This window comes from Micromonospora sp. BS32, assembly GCF_059089345.1.
The window spans coordinates 44399-60824 of sequence record NZ_JBSSHR010000017.1 but is presented as its reverse complement, the minus strand read 5'-3'; the positions used below and the strand labels follow the sequence as shown (position 1 = coordinate 60824).

The following is a 16426-nucleotide window of genomic DNA, read 5'->3' as shown; positions in this document are numbered from 1 at the left end:
CATTTCCGATTCAGAAATGAGAAGAATTCATAAACGGGCGAGGGTGTCGCCGGGCGGTGACGTGACCCACGTTGGGATCCGCTGTCCCGTACGGCGGCTTCCCGGCAGGATCACGGACATGCGTGGTCAGCTGATCGACGTGCCGTCGGGCACCGGGGACGAGCCCGATCTCGGGCACCACGGGGACGCCGAGGCCACCCCGGGCCTGATCGACCTGGCCGTGAACGTGCGCCGGGACGTGATGCCGGACTGGCTGGCCGACCCGCTCACCGCGTCGCTGGGCGAGCTGGCCGCGTACCCGGATCCCCGGCCGGCCCGGGCCGCCGTCGCCGCCCGGCACGGCCGTCCCCCGGAGGAGGTGCTGCTGACCGCCGGCGCCGCCGAGGGCTTCGTGCTGCTCGCCCGGGCACTGACCGGGGCGCGCCGCCCGGTGGTGGTGCACCCCCAGTTCACCGAGCCGGAGGCGGCGCTGCGCGCGGCCGGGCACGCGGTGGACCGGCTGCTGCTCGATCCCGCCGACGGCTTCCGGCTCGACCCGGCCCGGGTCCCGGTCGACGCCGACCTGGTCATGATCGGCAACCCGACCAACCCCACCTCGGTGCTGCATCCCGCCGCCGACCTGGCCGCGCTGGCCCGGCCGGGCCGGGTGCTGGTGGTCGACGAGGCGTTCGCCGACACCACCGGCGCACCCGGTGCGGACGGCGAGCCGGAGTCCCTCGCCGGCCGGCGGGACCTGCCCGGCCTGGTGGTGGTCCGCAGCCTCACCAAGACCTGGGGGCTGGCCGGGCTGCGGATCGGCTACCTGCTCGGTGAGGCCGCGCTGCTGGCCCGGCTGGCCGCCGTCCAGCCGCTCTGGGCCGTCTCCACCCCGGCGCTCGCCGCCGCCACCGCCTGCGCGTCGCCGGCCGCCGTGGCGGCCGAGCGCGCGATCGCCGGCCGGCTCGCCGCCGACCGCGAGCACCTGGTCGCACGCCTGTCGGCCCTGCCCGGGGTACGCGTCGCGGGCCGCCCGGCCAGCGCCTTCGTCCTGCTGCACCTGGCCGGCGCGGACCGGATCCGGGAGGCCCTGCGTGAGCGTGGCTGGGCGGTCCGGCGCGGCGACACCTTCCCGGGGCTCGGCCCCGACTGGCTGCGCGTCGCGGTCCGCGACCCGGGCACCACCGACGCGTTCACCGAGGTACTGGCGGAGATCCTGGAGGCATGATGCTGGAGACCACGATTGCGGCGATCGGGCCGCTCGACGAGCCGGCGATGGCCGCCGCCCGCGACCTCCAGGGGCGGCTGACCAAGCCGGCCGGCTCCCTCGGCGCCCTGGAGGAGCTCTCGGTACGCCTCGCCGGGCTGGCCGGGTCGTGCCCGCCGCCGCTGCCCGAGCCGGCCGCGGTGGCGATCTTCGCGGGTGACCACGGGGTGCACGCCCAGGGCGTCACCCCGTGGCCGCAGGAGGTCACCGCCCAGATGATCGCCAACTTCCTGGCCGGCGGCGCGGTGGTCAACGCCTTCGCCCGGCAGGCCGGCGCCTCGGTCACCGTGGTCGACGTCGGCGTGGCCACCCCGCTCCCGGTCGACCCGGACGCGGTCCCGGCCGGATCCGACCGGGACGGCCAGGTTGTCGCGCCCCGCCTGGTCGCCGCGAACGTCCGCCGGGGCACCCGGGACATGACGGTCACCGCCGCGCTCACCCGCGACGAGGCCCGCGCGGCGGTGGAGACCGGCATTCGGATCGCCGGGGAGCTGATCGACGCCGGGGCGGGCATCCTGCTCACCGGCGACATGGGCATCGGCAACACCACCCCGTCGGCGGCCCTGGTCGCCGCGCTCGTCGGCGTCGATCCCGCCGAGGCCACCGGCCGGGGCACCGGGGTGGACGACGAGACCTACCGGCGCAAGATCGACGTGGTGCGAGCGGCGCTGGCCCGGCACCGGCCCGACCCGGCGGACCCGCTGGGCGTGCTGGCCGCCGTCGGCGGCCTGGAGCACGCCGCGCTGGCCGGGCTGATCCTCGGCGCTGCCGCCCGGCGGGTTCCGGTGCTGCTCGACGGGGTGATCGCGGCCAGCGCCGCGCTCGTCGCGGCGGCCCTCGCCCCGGCTGCCGTCGGCGCGATGGTCGCCGGGCACCGCTCGGCCGAGCCGGGCGCCACCGTCGCGCTGCGACACCTCGACCTGATGCCGCTGATCGACCTCGGCCTGCGCCTGGGCGAGGGCACCGGCGCGCTGCTGGCGCTGCCGGTGGTCACCGGCGCGGTCCGGGTGCTGCACGAGGTCGCCACCTTCGACTCGGCGGGGGTCTCCGAGAAGTGAGCGAGCGGAGCGAGCGAACCATCCGGCTCGGTAGCGCGGCGCCTCGCGCCACTGCGGAGCGGAGCGAGGCGGCGGCGTGAGCGACAACCCCTACCCCCTCGGCCTGCGGCTGGCCGGCCGACGGGTGGTCGTGGTGGGCGGGGGAGCGGTCGCCACCCGGCGGGTGCCGGCGCTGCTGGACGCCGGCGCCGACGTACTCCTCGTCGCCCCCGAGCTGACCCCGGCCCTGCACGGGCACGCCGACGCCGGTCGGCTGCACTGGCTGCCCCGCCGCTTCGTCCCCGACGACCTGGCCGGGGCGTGGCTGGTCCAGGTCGCGGTCGATGACCCGGTCGCCGCCGCGTCGGTCAGCGCCGCCGCCGCCGAGCGGCGGATCTTCTGCGTACGCGCCGACGACCGCGCGGCGGCGACCGCCTGGACGCCCGCGGTGACCCGGCACGGGCCGGTCACCGTGGCGGTGCTCGGCGGCGGCGACCCGCGCCGGGCGATGGGCGTCCGGGACGCGATCCGGGAACTGCTGACCGTCCGGACCGGGCTGGCGGCCGGGGCGCCCGCCGAGGTCGCCGTCGGGCGGGTCGCGCTGGTCGGGGCCGGGCCGGGTGACCCGGAGCTGATCACCGTGAAGGGGTGGCGGCTGCTCACCGAGGCGGACGTGGTGGTCGCCGACCGGCTGGTACCCGGGCTGCTCCTGGACGAGCTGCGCCCGGACGTCGAGCTGGTCGACGCCTCCAAGATCCCGTACGGCCCGTCCCGGGCCCAGGAGGAGATCAACCGGATCCTGGTGGACCGGGCGCGGGCCGGAAAGGTGGTGGTCCGGCTCAAGGGCGGCGACCCGTACGTCTTCGGCCGGGGCGGCGAGGAGCTGCTGGCCTGCGCGGCGGCCGGCGTACCGGTGACCGTGGTGCCGGGGGTGACCAGCGCGATCGCCGTGCCGGCGGCGGCCGGCGTCCCGGTGACCCACCGGTCGGTGGCGCACGAGTTCACCGTGGTCTCCGGCCACGTCGCGCCGGACTCCCCGGCCTCGCTGGTGCGGTGGGAGGCGCTGGCCGGCCTGCGCGGGACCCTGGTCGTGCTGATGGGGTTGAAGAACCTCGCGGCGATCACCGCCACCCTGGTCGGGCACGGCAAGGATCCGGCCACCCCGGTCGCGGTGGTCCAGGAGGGGACGACCGGCGCCCAGCGGACGCTGCGGTCGACCCTGGGCGCGGTGGCCACGGACGCGGTCGCGGCCGGCCTGCGCCCGCCGGCGATCGTGGTGATCGGCGACGTGGTCGGCGCCCTCGACGTCTGACGGTGCGGATGCGCGACGGCGGTCGGAGACCTCGTCTCCGACCGCCGTGAACGCGCTCAGGTCACTGCTTGAGCATGTTGTCCAGCAGCAGGGCGCAGCGGATCAGCCCGAGGTGGCTGTACGCCTGCGGGTGGTTGCCCAGCCCGCGCTCGGCCAGCGGGTCGTACTGCTCGGGGAGCAGCCCGGTCGGGCCCGCCGTGTCGACCATCAGCCGGAACAGCTCCTCCGCGTCGGTGCGGCGGCCGGTGCGCAGGTACGCCTCGATCAGCCACGCCGTGCAGATGTGGAAGCCGCCCTCCCGGCCGGGCAGGCCGTCGTCCCAGTGGTACCGGTAGACGACCGGGCCGCTGCGCAGGTCCGCCTCGATCCTGAGCACGGTGGAGAGGAAGCGCGGGTCGTCGCCGGGGAGCAGGCCGGAGAGGCCGATCCAGAGCGAGGAGGCGTCCATGTCCTCGTCGCCGTACGCGACGCTGTACGCCTCGACCTCCTCGTGCCAGCCGTACTCCAGCACGTTGGCGCCGATCCGGTCGCGCAGCTCCACCCACTCGGGCTGGTCCTCGCCGCCGTGCTGGCGCAGCACGTGCAGCGCCCGGTCCACGGTCATCCAGCACATCACCTTGGAGAAGATGTGGTGCCGCGGTGCGAGGCGCGCCTCCCAGATGCCGTGGTCGGGCTCGTGCCAGCGGCGGCGGACCGCCTCGACCATGTTCTCCAGCACCCGCCACTCGTCCTCGCGGACCGAGCCGCGCGCGTCGGCCACGGCGGCGATCAGGTCCGCGATGGGGCCGAAGACGTCCAGCTGGAGCTGGTGGTTGGCGAGGTTGCCGACCCGGACCGGCCGGGAGCCGGCGTAGCCGGGCAGGGTGTCGATGACCGCCTCGGCACCCAACTCGTAGCCGTCGACGGTGTAGAGCGGGTGCAGCCGCTCCGGGTGGCCGCCGGTGCGCTCGATGCAGCCGTCCACCCAGCGCAGCAGCGCCTCGGCCTCCTCGAGGGAACCCAGGTCGACCAGCGCGCGGGCGGTCAGTGCCGCGTCCCGCAGCCAGCAGTAGCGGTAGTCCCAGTTCCGGACCCCGCCCAGCTCCTCGGGGAGCGAGGTGGTGGCGGCGGCGAGGATCGAACCGGTCGCCTCGTGGCAGAGCCCGCGCAGGGTGAGCGCGCTGCGGGCGACCAGGTCCCGGGCGGTGGAGGGCAGCTTCAGCGAGGCCACCCAGTCCTTCCAGGGCTGCTCGGCGGCGGTCTGGCGCTGGTGGATCGGCACCGCGTGGTGCTCCAGGCTGTGCGTGGCGAAGCGCAGCTCCAGCACGACCTGGCCGCCGGCGGCGGAGAGGTCGACCACGGCCTGCGCCGTCTCGTACCCGCCGTCGTTGCGAACCTCCCACTCGACGCCGGGGGAGTAGAGCGCGACCGGCTCGTTGGAGCCGAGCACCAGCAGGCCGTCGTCCATCGGCTGCAACTGCACCTGCACCTGGCCGAACTCGGGCCGGGGGGCGAACTCGATCCGGGCCCGGCCGGACCCGGTGAGCAACCGGACCAGCGTGGAGTCGCCGGTGACCACGGCTGGGCCGTCCGGGGTGGTCTCCTTCGCCGGCAGGTCGAGCCAGTCGGTGACGGTGAGCCCGGACCACCGGGTCTCCACGGTCATCGTGCCGTTGCGGTAGCGCTGCCCGAGCGGGATGCCGCCCCGCTCCGGAGTGATGCTGAAGTGCCCGGCCGGGCTGCCCCCGACCAGGTCGGCGAAGATCGCCGCCGAGTCGGGCTTGGGGTGGCAGAGCCAGGTGACCTTGGCCTCGGGGGTGAGCAGGGCGACGGTGCGGCCGTTGGCCAGCATCGAGTGCCGCTCGATCGGGACCGCCCGCTCGCCGAAGAGCCAGTGCCGGCGGGTCTCCAGCAGCAGGCCGAGCGCCCGCGCGGCCTCGATCGGCTCGGCCACCCGGTAGTGCGCCTGGGTGTCGCCGGGGCCGATCTTGATGCCGACGTCCGGGCCGTGCAGGTTGCCGAAGGCGTTCTCGTCGGTGACGTCGTCACCGATGAAGAGCACCGCGCTGGCGGAGAGCTGGGTGCGTAGCTGGTCGACGGCGGTGCCCTTGTGGGTGGCGACCACCGACAGCTCGATGACCTCCTTGCCCTGGGTGACCGTCACGTCGTCCCACTTGGCGGGGCCGTTGCGGACCGCCTCGATGGCCGCCCCGGCGACCTGCGGGTCGACGCCCCGGGTGTGCACCGCGACGCTGGCCGGCTTGCGCTCCAGCCGGACGCCGGGGTGGGCCGCGGCGATCTCGCGCAGCGCGTCGCGCAGCCGGGTGCGGACGGCGACCAGCTCCGGGGAGAGCCGCTCGACGAAGCCGATGTCGAACTCGGACCCGTGGCTGCCGACCAGGTGGACCTCGCTGGGCAGCCGGGACAGGGCGGCCAGGTCGCGCAGGGCGCGGCCGGAGACCACCGCGACGGTGGTCTGCGGCAGTGCGGCCAGCGCGCGGATGGCGGCCACCGACTCGGGCAGCGGGACGGCCTTGCTCGGGTCCTCGACGATCGGGGCGAGGGTGCCGTCGTAGTCGCAGGCGACCAGGAGCTGGGGGACCCGGGCGATCCGCCCGATGGCGGCGCGCAGCTCCGGGTCCATCGTTCCGGCGGCGGGCGTGACGATGTCGGTCGGCGGGGCGCTCATGCGGTCTCCGCCTCGGGGGTGCCGAGCTCGGTGAGGAAGGACTTGGCCCAGTGCCCCACGTCGTGGGTGCGTAGGTGGCGTTGCATTATCCGCATGCGGCGGCGGGCCTCCGGCTTCTCCACGTGTACGGCCCGCAGCAGCGCGTCCTTGACCGCGTCGGGATCGTGCGGGTTGCACAGGAACGCCTGGCGCAGCTCGGTGGCGGCGCCGGCGAACTCACTGAGCACGAGCGCGCCGCCCTGGTCGGCGCGCGATGCCACGTACTCCTTGGCCACCAGATTCATTCCGTCTCGCAGCGGGGTCACCATCATCACGTCGGCCGCGACGTACATCGCGGCCAGTTCGGAGCGACTGTACGACTGATGCAGATAATGCACCGCCGGCACGCCGACCCGTCCGAATTCGCCATTAATCCGACCAACCTCGCGCTCCACCTTGACGCGAAGTGCCTGGTAGTGCTCCACGCGCTCCCGGCTCGGGGTGGCGACCTGCACCATAACCGCGTCGGGAACTGTCAACTTTCCGTCAGCGAGAAGTTCGCGGAAGGCCTTCAGCCTCAGCTCGATGCCCTTGGTGTAGTCCAGCCGGTCCACGCCCAGGATGATCGTCTTGGGGTTGCCCAGCTCCTCGCGGATCTGCTTGGCCCGGGCCTGGACGGCCGGGTCGGAGGCCATCCGCTCCATCTCCCGGGTGTCGATCGAGATGGGGAAGGCGCCGGCCTTCACCTGGCGGCCGTCCACCTGGATCATCTGGCCCTCGTAGCGCAGGCCGAGCAGGTGCCGGGCCAGCCGGACGAAGTTCTGCGCGGCCAGCCGCTGCTGGAAGCCGACCAGGTCGGAGCCGAGCAGGCCGCGCAGGATCTCGGTGCGGAACGGCATCTGCATGAACAGCTCGATCGGCGGGAACGGGATGTGCAGGAAGAACCCGATCTTCAGGTCCGGCCGGAGCTCACGGAGCATCGACGGCACCAGCTGGAGCTGGTAGTCCTGCACCCAGACCGTCGCGCCCTCCGCGGCGACGTCCGCCGCCGCCTCCGCGAACCGGGCGTTGACCAGGCGGTACGCCTCGCGCCAGCGGCGCTTGTAGGCCGGGGTCTCCACCGCGTCGTGGTAGAGCGGCCAGATCGTCGCGTTGGACTGGCCCTCGTAGTAGCGCTCCAGCTCCTCGGCGCTCAGCGGCACCGGGTGCAGGCGGATGCCCTCCAGGTCGAACGGCTCGGGGGCGGGGCCGGTGCCGCCGGCCCAGCCGACCCAGGTGCCGCGCTGCTCGGCCAGCACGGGATGCAGCGCGGTGACCAGCCCGCCGGGGCTGCGTCGCCACTGCCGTCCCTCGGGTGTGCTCACCTCGTCGACCGGCAATCGGTTTGCCACTACGACAAAGGAGCTACGGACGGTCACGATCGGCCACCTCCGGGTGCTGACGGGTCCACCGCGATGAGCGTACTGAGCGTAGCTGCGGCCTCTGGAGCCCCGTGCCGGAGTTCCGTACCCGTCCCACGATCGCCGAACCCTACCCGTGATCTTGCCGACATCCCCTGGTCGGAGCGCCGGGATGAGGATGGCCTGCCGCTTCTCGAGCACGAGGCCGGCATCAGCCGCCGGCGACGCGGCTCGCCGCCGTACTCCTCCGGCGGGGTGATGTGGGCGAAGCGGGCCGTACCTGTCAGGATTGACGATGGCGTGCGTGCGGCCGGCTCCCGGCCGGCGGTGGCGGGCGGAGTCGCAGCCCGCGCCCGCGCCGCCCATCAGGCGACAGCAACCGACGGAGGTAGCCCGCACCGTGGCCCAGTTCATCTACGTCCTGGAAAAGGCGCGCAAGGCGCACGGCGACAAGGTCGTGCTCGACAACGTGACGCTGAACTTCCTGCCGGGGGCCAAGATCGGTGTGGTCGGCCCGAACGGCGCCGGTAAGTCCAGCCTCCTCAAGATCATGGCAGGGTGGGACCGGCCGAGCAACGGCGAGGCCCGGCTCATGCCCGGCTACACCGTCGGCATGCTCGCCCAGGAGCCCGCGCTCAACGACGCCAAGACCGTCCTCGGCAACGTCGAGGAGGCGGTCGCGGAAACGAAGGCCAAGCTCGAGCGGTTCAACAAGATCGCCGAGCAGATGGCAACCGACTACTCCGACGAGCTGATGGAGGAGATGGGCAAGCTCCAGGAGGAGTTGGACCACGCCGACGCCTGGGACATCGACTCCAAGCTCGAACTGGCCATGGACGCGCTGCGCTGCCCGCCGCCGGACGCGGACGTCACCCAGCTCTCCGGTGGTGAGCGCCGCCGGGTCGCGCTCTGCAAGCTGCTGCTCGAGGCGCCCGACCTGCTGCTGCTCGACGAGCCCACCAACCACCTGGACGCGGAGAGCGTCTCCTGGCTGGAGCAGCACCTGGCCAAGTACGCCGGCACCGTCATGGCGATCACCCACGACCGGTACTTCCTCGACAACGTGGCCAACTGGATCCTGGAGCTGGACCGCGGCCGCACCTACCCGTACGAGGGCAACTACTCCACCTACCTGGAGAAGAAGGCCGCCCGGCTCGCCGTCGAGGGCCGCCGCGACGCCAAGATGAAGAAGCGGCTCACCGAGGAGCTGGAGTGGGTCCGCTCCAACGCCAAGGCCCGCCAGACCAAGTCCAAGGCCCGCCTCGACCGGTACGACGAGATGGCCTCCGAGGCGGAGAAGACCCGCAAGCTGGACTTCGAGGAGATCCAGATCCCGCCGGGTCCCCGCCTGGGCAGCACGGTCATCGAGGCGCACGGCCTGAGCAAGGGCTTCGGCGACCGGCTGCTGATCGACAACCTGTCGTTCTCGCTGCCGCGCAACGGCATCGTCGGCATCATCGGTCCGAACGGCGTCGGCAAGACCACCCTGTTCAAGACCATCGTCGGGCTGGAGCAGCCGACCGGCGGCGACGTCAACGTCGGCCCCACCGTCTCGCTGTCGTACGTCGACCAGAACCGGCAGGGCCTCGCCGGGGACAAGACCGTCTGGGAGGTCGTCTCCGACGGCCTCGACTACCTGATGGTCGGCAAGGTCGAGATGCCGTCCCGGGCGTACATCGCCGCCTTCGGCTTCAAGGGCCCCGACCAGCAGAAGCCGACCAAGGTGCTCTCCGGCGGCGAGCGCAACCGGCTCAACCTGGCGCTGACCCTGAAGATCGGCGGCAACGTCATCCTCCTGGACGAGCCGACGAACGACCTGGACGTGGAGACCCTCTCCAGCCTGGAGAACGCGCTGCTGGAGTTCCCCGGCTGCGCCGTGGTCATCTCCCACGACCGGATGTTCCTGGACCGGGTCGCCACGCACATCCTGGCTTGGGAGGGCGACGACCAGAACCCGGCGAAGTGGTTCTGGTTCGAGGGCAACTTCGACGCGTACGAGAAGAACAAGATCGACCGGCTCGGCGCCGAGGCCGCCCGCCCGCACCGGGTGACCTACCGCAAGCTCACCCGTGACTGACCGGTTCGTCTACCACTGCACGCTGCGCTGGTCCGACCTGGACGCGTACGGCCACGTCAACAACTCGCGCTTCCTCACGCTCTACGAGGAGGCGCGGGTGGCGTTGATGTTCGCCGGGGGCCGGGCGTGGGGGGTGGGCTCGTTCGCCGACGGTGTCGTCATCCGCCGGCACGAGGTCGACTACCTGCGCCCGGTCGACTACGCGCTCGGCCGGGCCACCGCGGAGGCGGCCCCGACCGTTCGGATCGAACTGTGGGTGGAGCAGATCCGGGCCGCCTCCTTCACCGTCGCGTACGAGCTCTACGACGGTGACGTGCTGGCCAGCACCGCCCGTTCGGTGCTGGTCCCGTTCGACCTGACCCGCAAGCTGCCCCGGCGGCTCAGCGACGAGGAGCGGGCCTTCCTGCTCTCGTACGCGCCGGGCGGGGCGGCGTGAGCGGCGCGCCGGTGATGGTCGGACACGGGCTGGCGGGGGTCGCCGACGCGGGTGCCTTCCTGGCCCGGCTGGTCCGGTTCGACCCGGCCACCGTGGTCCGGCTCCGCCCGGTCGGCGGGGCCGGCCGGACGGCGCTCTGGGCCCGGCTGCCCTGGGACGTGCTGGTCGTCCGCACCGTCTCCGGTACCGCGCCGGACGACGTGACGGTCGGCGCGGCCGATCTGCTGGCCCGGCTGGCGGCGGCCGACGACGCGCTGCCGGCCCGCCGGGATGCCCAGTGGCGTTGGCCGCTGCCGCCCGGCGCGAGCCGCCGGGTCGAGCTGATCCCGGCGGCGGAGCTGCGGCGGGTCGCCGAGGCGGCGGCCGGCACCCTGCGCACCGCCGCGACCGAGGGGGTGGCCGGGCGCGCGGTGGGCCAGCGCGTGCTCCGCGACGCCCTGCTCGACCACGTGGCGGTGACGGTCCGCCCGGACGACCCGCCGGGAGAGCCGGTCGAGGTGTCCCAGCGCCTGGTCCAGGCCGTGGTCCGGATGGGCTTCCTCGGCCCACCGGAGCCGGCCGGCGGCACCGGGCAGGCCCAGGTGCGGGTGGCCGGACGCTGGGTCGGCCTGGTGGGACCCTACGGAGCGGCATGGGCGCGCACCGTCTCGGAGCTCGCCGTCCGGCCGGCCCAGGTTCGTCCGAAAGTATGACCTGTGGTCATTCTTCCGGGCTGGGGCTGTCGTTAGGGGGGTGCTTCAACCCGGCTGTCCGGGTACCGTCCATCCTCGGATCCAACGCACCGTAGGCGTCCGGATCCGCTGGGGAGTGAGGTGCGCGAGCGATGCCGTGGTGGTCATGGCGCCCTGGTCCCGCCGGTGGCGGCGACCCGGAAACTCGAAGCGGGATCACAGTGGACAGCGTCGTCCGGGTCGGACCACCGGCCCCCCGCCAGCCGGGGGACGATTGTCCGGCCGCCGACCGGTCCATGATCACGGACGTGCCGGTCGCCGTCGAGCCGGTCACTCTGCGTCGGGTCTGTGACGCGCTGGACCTGCTGGACGTGCGGTACCTGGCCGACGGTGACGGCAACCTGCTGGCCATGTGGGAGCGGCACGCGGTGCTGGTCACCCTGGAGGGCCCGGAGGACGAGATCCTGGTGATGCGGGCCCGTCCACATGCGACCGTTCCGCCGGACTGGGCCGACCGTGCCTACCGGGTGGTCAACGAGTGGAACCACACCCGCCGGTTCTGCAAGGCGTACATCGGTGACCCGACCGAGCGTGGTCAGCTGCCCATCTACGCCGAGCTCCAGGTGCCGCTCGGCGCGGGCACGCACGACGCGCTGCTGGTCGAGATGATCGACTGCGGGGCCGCGGTAGCGACCACCTTCGTGGACTGGCTGCACGACGAGGGCGCCCTGCTCTGAACCGGGCGGGCCGGCCGGGCGGCGCCGCTCAGGCGCCCTCGGCCGGGTCCTCCATCACGTTGACCATGAAGTACGCGGCGCGCTCCAGGTACTCCCAGAGCGCCACAGCGATCTCCGGCGGCAGGTCCAGCCGGTCGACCGCCCGCCGCATGTGGTGCAGCCAGGCGTCGCGCTCGGCCGCGCCGATCCGGAACGAGGCGTGCCGCATCCGCAACCGTGGGTGGCCACGCTGCGCGGAGTAGGTGTTCGGGCCGCCCCAGTACTGCATCAGGAAGAGGCTCAGCCGGTCGGCGGCCGGCCCGAGGTCCTCCTCCGGGTACATCGGTCGCAGCAGCGGATCGGTGGCCACCCCGGCGTAGAACTCGTCGACCAACTTGCGGAACGTCGGCTCGCCGCCGACCGCCTCGAAGAGGGTCACCGACGCACCGGGCCGGTCGGACTCAGCTGCGGGATTCACCGTTCCATCCTGCCAGGTGCGGTGGCGGGCCGACCGGGGCGTACCGCCCCGGACGACTGCCGATCACGTCACAGCGTGGCTGCGGCGGCCGTGCTCGCCCGGCGCGCGGCCGGCACGAGCGCCGGCGGTGTGCGCCCGGTCACCCGCCGTCACCGACTCGTTGGCCCGCTCGGCGGCCTCCACCGCCGAGTCGACCGTCGTCCGGTCCGGCCAGCGGAGCGCCGCGACGAGCATCAGCAGCACCCCGGCGGCGCTCCACACGCCGACCACCACGGGCACCGAGAACCGGTCGGCGAGCAGCCCGGTGCTCAGCACCGCGGCACCCTGGATCGCCTGGACGCCGGTGGCCATCACGCCGAAGGCCCGGGCCCGGTACCCGTTGGGCAAGGCCCGGACGAAGAGCCCGTTGGCCGTCGGCAGCATGCCGGCGACCGCGAAGCCGCACGCGGCGGCGAGCAGGGCGACGACCGTCGGCGGCGGGTCGAGCAGTGCGGGAACCAGCGCCAGCGGGGCCAGCACCGCCAGCGGGCGCATCAGCGCGAGCCGGCGGGCGGGCGTGAGCGCCCGGCCGATCAGGAGCCCCCCGAGGATGTAGCCCACCGGGTTGGCGGCCATGATGACGGCCTGCGCCAGCCCGGCGCCGAGCCCGCTGTCGGAGCGCTCGCCGGCCCACGCCGCGGCCAGGCCCTCGGGGACGACGGAGAAGAGCATGGCGCTCCACACCAGCACCGCGATCGCCCGGAGCACGGGGGTGCCGAAGACGATCCGGAAGCCCTCGCCGGTCTCCCGCAACAGGTGGCTGCGGTGCGCCTCGGTCATCGCCGGTTCCCGGTCGCGGACGCCGAGGCGGACCAGCACGGCCGAGAGGGCGAAGGTGGCGGCATTGAGCAGCAGCGCCGCGGCCGGGTTGAAGGCGGCCACCGCCGCGCCGACCAGGTAGCCGACGACCTGTGCGGCCTGGCCGACGCTGGCGTTCAGCGACAGCCCGAGCACCAGGCGGTCACCGGAGAGGATGACCGGCAGCAGCGCCGACTTGGCGGCCTGACTGGGCGGGTTGGCCAGGGTGGTGGCGAAGAGCAGGGCCAGGATCGCCCAGACCGGCATGTGCGGCACGGCGATCAGCGCGGTCAGCGCCATGCGGACCACGTCGCAGACGACCATGACCTGGCGGTAGCGGTGCCGCTCGGCCAGGGTGGCGAGCACCGGGCCGCCGACGAGCCAGGGCAGGTAGCTCACCGCGAACGCGGCGGCGGAGAGCGCGACGGAACCGTTGGTCTGCTGGTAGACCAGCACCGTGACGGCCGCCTTGGCGACGTAGTCGCCGATCCAGGAGAGCGCGCTGGCCGTGAAGACCGCCCGGTACTCAGCCTGGCCGAACACCTCACTGAAGGTGGCCGGCTGCTCCGGGGAGGTTCGCTCGGACACCGTCGCCTCCATCGTGCCCCGACGTCGACCGCTCGTGACGGCCCGTCGGGACCCCGTCGTCAGATCTACGGATCAGCGAGGACTTGATCACGCTCCGGCGGGAGCGCTGTGCACCGGATTCTGCCCGATAGTCTGACAACTGGCTAGGGCGAACGGATTGATCGTCGCATCTCCGACTGAACGAACGGACGATACCCGAGGGGCCGTGCGGTCCGCGACCCCCGGATTTTCGCTTGTCGTGACGCGGGCTTCACCCGCAGGTCAGGTGGCGCCACTCTGGCCGGTGCCGGGGGTGGGATCGGGCTGTGGGAGCCGGCCCGGATAGAGCCGGGCGGCCGCGATCCGGGCCGTGATGCCGGAGTTCTCCAGCGCCTCGGCCAGCCGGCGGCGCAGCTCGCGGCCCACCGCGAACTGCCCCTCGGCGGTGGTCTTGACCACCGTCCGGATCACCGCCCCGTCCACGGTGATCTGCTCCACGCCGAGCACCTCCGGCGGCTCGACGATCTCCGGGGCCAGGTCGGGGTCCATCGCCACCGAGGCGGCGGCGATGCGCAGCACCGCGTTGGCCTCCTCGGTACCGGCGAAGCCGATCGGCAGGTCCACCACCACCAGCGCCCAGCCCTGGCTCTTGTTGCCCACCCGGACGATCTCGCCGTTGCGGATGTACCAGAGCACCCCGCGCCCGTCCCGGACCGTGGTGACCCGCAGCCCCACCGACTCGACCACACCGGTCGCCTCGCCCAGGTCGACGGTGTCGCCGACGCCGTACTGGTCCTCTATCAACATGAACAGGCCGGCGATCAGGTCCTTCACCAGGCTCTGCGCGCCGAAGCCGAGGGCCACGCCGGCGATCCCGGCGCTGGCCAGCAGCGGCGCCAGGTCGAAGCTGAACTCGCGCAGGGTCATCAGCAGCGCGATGCCGAAGACGAAGGCCGTGACCACGCTGCGCAGCACCGAGCCGACCGCCTCGGCCCGCTGCCGGCGCCGCTCCGGAACGAACTCCTCGGGCGTGAGCGAGGCGGACGGGATCCGCTCCCGCAGCGGCCGGAGCATGGTCGGCACCGCGCCCTCGGTGGTGGTGCGGACCAGCCGGTTGATCGTCCGGTGCAGCGCCCATCGGGCGATCACGGCCAGCAGCAGGATCAGGGCGACCCGCAGCGGTTTCAGCAGGATCCAGTAGCTGCCCTCGGCGAACCAGACCGACCCGGTGGCGTCCAGCATGAACTTGCAGAGGGCGTTGTTCAGGCAGTCCGGCGACGGCGTGGGGTCGATCGGCTCGGCGAGGAAGATCAGGCTGGCAGGGCTCACCCTGTCTTCGTACCGCACCGGGTGGGGTGGGCCGTCGCCGACCCTCCGGGCGTCCGGCCTGCGCGGTGCATCATGATCACCGGTTGGTAACCGGACATCTTCACACGACCGGAGAAAGCTTCATGAGGGACCCCGGATTAGTACGTGCAATCCGGGGTCTTATCAGGGACTATTGGCGCAACGGACGTCGGTGAGCCCGCCGGCGTCGGTCGTGGTTACCGGCTGTGCCGGGCCCGGCCGACGTGCCCAGCGGTGGGAACGGCTGGACCGGGAGGGTGAGCACGATGCCTGACATACGACCCACGGTGGGCTCCAGCGCGCTGGTTCTCAACGCCACCTACGAGCCGCTGTGTGTCGTGTCCGTGCGTCGCGCCGCCATCCTCGTCCTCTCCGCCAAGGCCGTCTGCGTCGCCGACGGCGAGGGCATCCTGCACAGCGCCCGGGACGCGCTGCCGGTCCCCTCGGTGGTCCGGCTCACCCGCTTCGTCCGGGTGCCGTACCGGACCCACGTCGGGCTCTCCCGCCGGGCGATCTTCGCCCGGGACGGCGGGCGCTGCGCCTACTGCCGCGGCCCGGCCGAGACCATCGACCACGTCTTCCCGCGCAGCCGGGGCGGCCGGCACGCCTGGGAGAACGTGGTCGCCGCCTGCGCCCGGTGCAACCACACGAAGGGCGACAAGACCCCGGCCGAGCTGGGCTGGCGGCTGCACTCCCTGCCGGCCGCGCCGAAGGGCACCGCCTGGCGGGTGCTCGGGCACCGGACCCCCGACCCACGCTGGGCGGACTGGCTCGACCTGCGCGAGCCCGAGGCGGCCTGACCGAGGCTGCCCGACCGCGCCGGGGGCGGTCGGGCCGGCGGTCAGCCGTCGCGGGCCCGGACCAGCGAGGCGTAGACCACGACGTTGTCGGTGTACCCCGTCTGGCCGCCCACCCACCGGCCGCCGCAGGTGATCAGCCGCAGGTTCGGGCGGCTGAAGTCGCCGAAGATCTCGTCGGTCGGCAGCCGGTCCTTGCCGTAGCGCTCCACCTGGTCGACCTCGAAGACGGCCACCCGGTGGTCCTCCCGGGTCACCTCCACGGTGTCCCCGGAGCGCAGCTCCTTGAGACCGTGGAAGACCGCCGGTCCGGTGGTGGTGTCCACGTGCCCGACGAGCACCGCCGGGCCGTACTGGCCGGGGGTCGGGCCCTGGTCGTACCAGCCGGCCTCCTGGGCGCGGGCGGCGTCCGGCACCGCGATGCTGCCGTCGGCGGCAATGCCGACGTGGTGGACCGGCGCCTGGAGGTCGATCGAGGAGATCGCGATCCGGGTCGGCGGGCTCCCCGGCAGCACCGGGAACTTCTTCGGCGGGGGGCGCAGCCCGGCGATGAACCGGTCCGGCAGGACGCTCAGCCCGGTGACCCGCTCCACCCCGAGCATCGCCACGATGAGCACCATCAGGGTCCCGATCACCAGCACCCCGACGCCGGGATGGCGGCCCGCGTACCGCGGGCCGGCGGTCGGCGGACGCACCGGCCGGGCGTGGGCGATCGGGTCGGTGGTGGCGACGCTGGCGGAGAACGCCTGGCGGGCCACCCGGCGGAACCGGCCCGTCGTCCGGGCCGCGAGCCGGGCCGCGGCGCGCAGCCGGTCCCGACCCGACCGCGGCGTACGGCTGCGTCGGCGGGTCATGACGGCG

Annotated in this window: 14 protein-coding genes; 8 read left to right on the top strand and 6 right to left on the bottom strand. The window is 73.5% G+C overall.

The features are described 5' to 3' along the window. Positions 1–118: 118 nt before the first annotated feature. The 3 genes from cobC to cobA all read left to right on the top strand — a co-directional run bounded on the left by cobC (position 119) and on the right by cobA (position 3592). Positions 119–1204 carry an Rv2231c family histidinol phosphate aminotransferase CobC gene (gene cobC / locus AC5RWQ_RS22880; protein WP_494284725.1) on the top strand — a complete coding sequence of 362 codons (1086 nt, stop codon included), beginning with the start codon at positions 119–121 and terminating at the stop codon, positions 1202–1204. Continuing rightward, the gene (gene cobT, locus AC5RWQ_RS22875; RefSeq protein WP_494284789.1) at positions 1204–2301 is read left to right on the top strand and encodes a nicotinate-nucleotide--dimethylbenzimidazole phosphoribosyltransferase; all 1098 of its coding nucleotides are present in this window, start codon (positions 1204–1206) and stop codon (positions 2299–2301) included. Before cobC ends, cobT begins: the two co-directional genes overlap by 1 nt. Positions 2302–2377: 76 nt before the next feature. Then, complete coding sequence (cobA, locus tag AC5RWQ_RS22870) at positions 2378–3592, top strand: uroporphyrinogen-III C-methyltransferase (protein ID WP_494284724.1); 1215 nt, start codon at positions 2378–2380, stop codon at positions 3590–3592. 61 nt (positions 3593–3653) lie between these two features. Here the strand turns inward: cobA and otsB are convergent, their stop codons facing one another. Both otsB and AC5RWQ_RS22860 read right to left on the bottom strand, forming a co-directional pair. Next, positions 3654–6260 carry a trehalose-phosphatase gene (gene otsB, locus AC5RWQ_RS22865; protein ID WP_494284723.1) on the bottom strand — a complete coding sequence of 869 codons (2607 nt, stop codon included), beginning with the start codon at positions 6258–6260 and terminating at the stop codon, positions 3654–3656. Then, positions 6257–7657 (bottom strand): alpha,alpha-trehalose-phosphate synthase (UDP-forming), encoded by a 1401-nt coding sequence (locus AC5RWQ_RS22860; RefSeq protein WP_334487291.1) that lies wholly within the window; start codon positions 7655–7657, stop codon positions 6257–6259. Before AC5RWQ_RS22860 ends, otsB begins: the two co-directional genes overlap by 4 nt. Before the next feature lie 382 nt (positions 7658–8039). Between AC5RWQ_RS22860 and ettA the strand changes: the two genes are divergently transcribed. The 4 genes from ettA to AC5RWQ_RS22840 all read left to right on the top strand — a co-directional run bounded on the left by ettA (position 8040) and on the right by AC5RWQ_RS22840 (position 11560). Continuing rightward, positions 8040–9716 carry an energy-dependent translational throttle protein EttA gene (gene ettA, locus AC5RWQ_RS22855; RefSeq protein ID WP_494284722.1) on the top strand — a complete coding sequence of 559 codons (1677 nt, stop codon included), beginning with the start codon at positions 8040–8042 and terminating at the stop codon, positions 9714–9716. Further along, positions 9709–10152 carry an acyl-CoA thioesterase gene (locus AC5RWQ_RS22850; protein ID WP_334487287.1) on the top strand — a complete coding sequence of 148 codons (444 nt, stop codon included), beginning with the start codon at positions 9709–9711 and terminating at the stop codon, positions 10150–10152. The genes ettA and AC5RWQ_RS22850 overlap by 8 nt, the downstream gene beginning before the upstream one ends. 14 nt (positions 10153–10166) lie before the next feature. Further along, positions 10167–10844 (top strand): DUF8185 domain-containing protein, encoded by a 678-nt coding sequence (locus AC5RWQ_RS22845; protein ID WP_494284788.1) that lies wholly within the window; start codon positions 10167–10169, stop codon positions 10842–10844. Between the two features lie 131 nt (positions 10845–10975). Continuing rightward, positions 10976–11560: a type III secretion system chaperone family protein gene (locus tag AC5RWQ_RS22840; protein ID WP_494284721.1), complete on the top strand. Its 585-nt coding sequence runs from the start codon at positions 10976–10978 to the stop codon at positions 11558–11560. Positions 11561–11588: 28 nt separating this feature from the next. Here AC5RWQ_RS22840 and AC5RWQ_RS22835 read toward each other — a convergent pair whose 3' ends face one another. From AC5RWQ_RS22835 to AC5RWQ_RS22825, 3 genes are all read right to left on the bottom strand, one after another. Then, positions 11589–12017, bottom strand: a complete 429-nt coding sequence (locus AC5RWQ_RS22835) for a globin (RefSeq protein WP_494284720.1) — start codon at positions 12015–12017, stop codon at positions 11589–11591. Between the two features lie 63 nt (positions 12018–12080). After that, on the bottom strand, positions 12081–13454 hold the full coding sequence (locus tag AC5RWQ_RS22830; RefSeq protein WP_494284719.1) for an MFS transporter: 1374 nt from the start codon (positions 13452–13454) through the stop codon (positions 12081–12083). Positions 13455–13703: 249 nt separating this feature from the next. Continuing rightward, the gene (locus tag AC5RWQ_RS22825; RefSeq protein WP_494284718.1) at positions 13704–14750 is read right to left on the bottom strand and encodes a mechanosensitive ion channel family protein; all 1047 of its coding nucleotides are present in this window, start codon (positions 14748–14750) and stop codon (positions 13704–13706) included. Between the two features lie 284 nt (positions 14751–15034). Here AC5RWQ_RS22825 and AC5RWQ_RS22820 point away from each other — a divergent pair, with 284 nt between their 5' ends. Next, entirely contained in the window at positions 15035–15568 is a 534-nt protein-coding gene (locus AC5RWQ_RS22820; protein ID WP_494284717.1) for an HNH endonuclease, read from the top strand. Positions 15569–15609: 41 nt separating this feature from the next. On the opposite strand, the gene AC5RWQ_RS22815 is transcribed toward AC5RWQ_RS22820, so the two are convergent. Further along, the gene (locus AC5RWQ_RS22815) at positions 15610–16419 is read right to left on the bottom strand and encodes a class F sortase (RefSeq protein WP_494284716.1); all 810 of its coding nucleotides are present in this window, start codon (positions 16417–16419) and stop codon (positions 15610–15612) included. Positions 16420–16426: the final 7 nt, after the last annotated feature.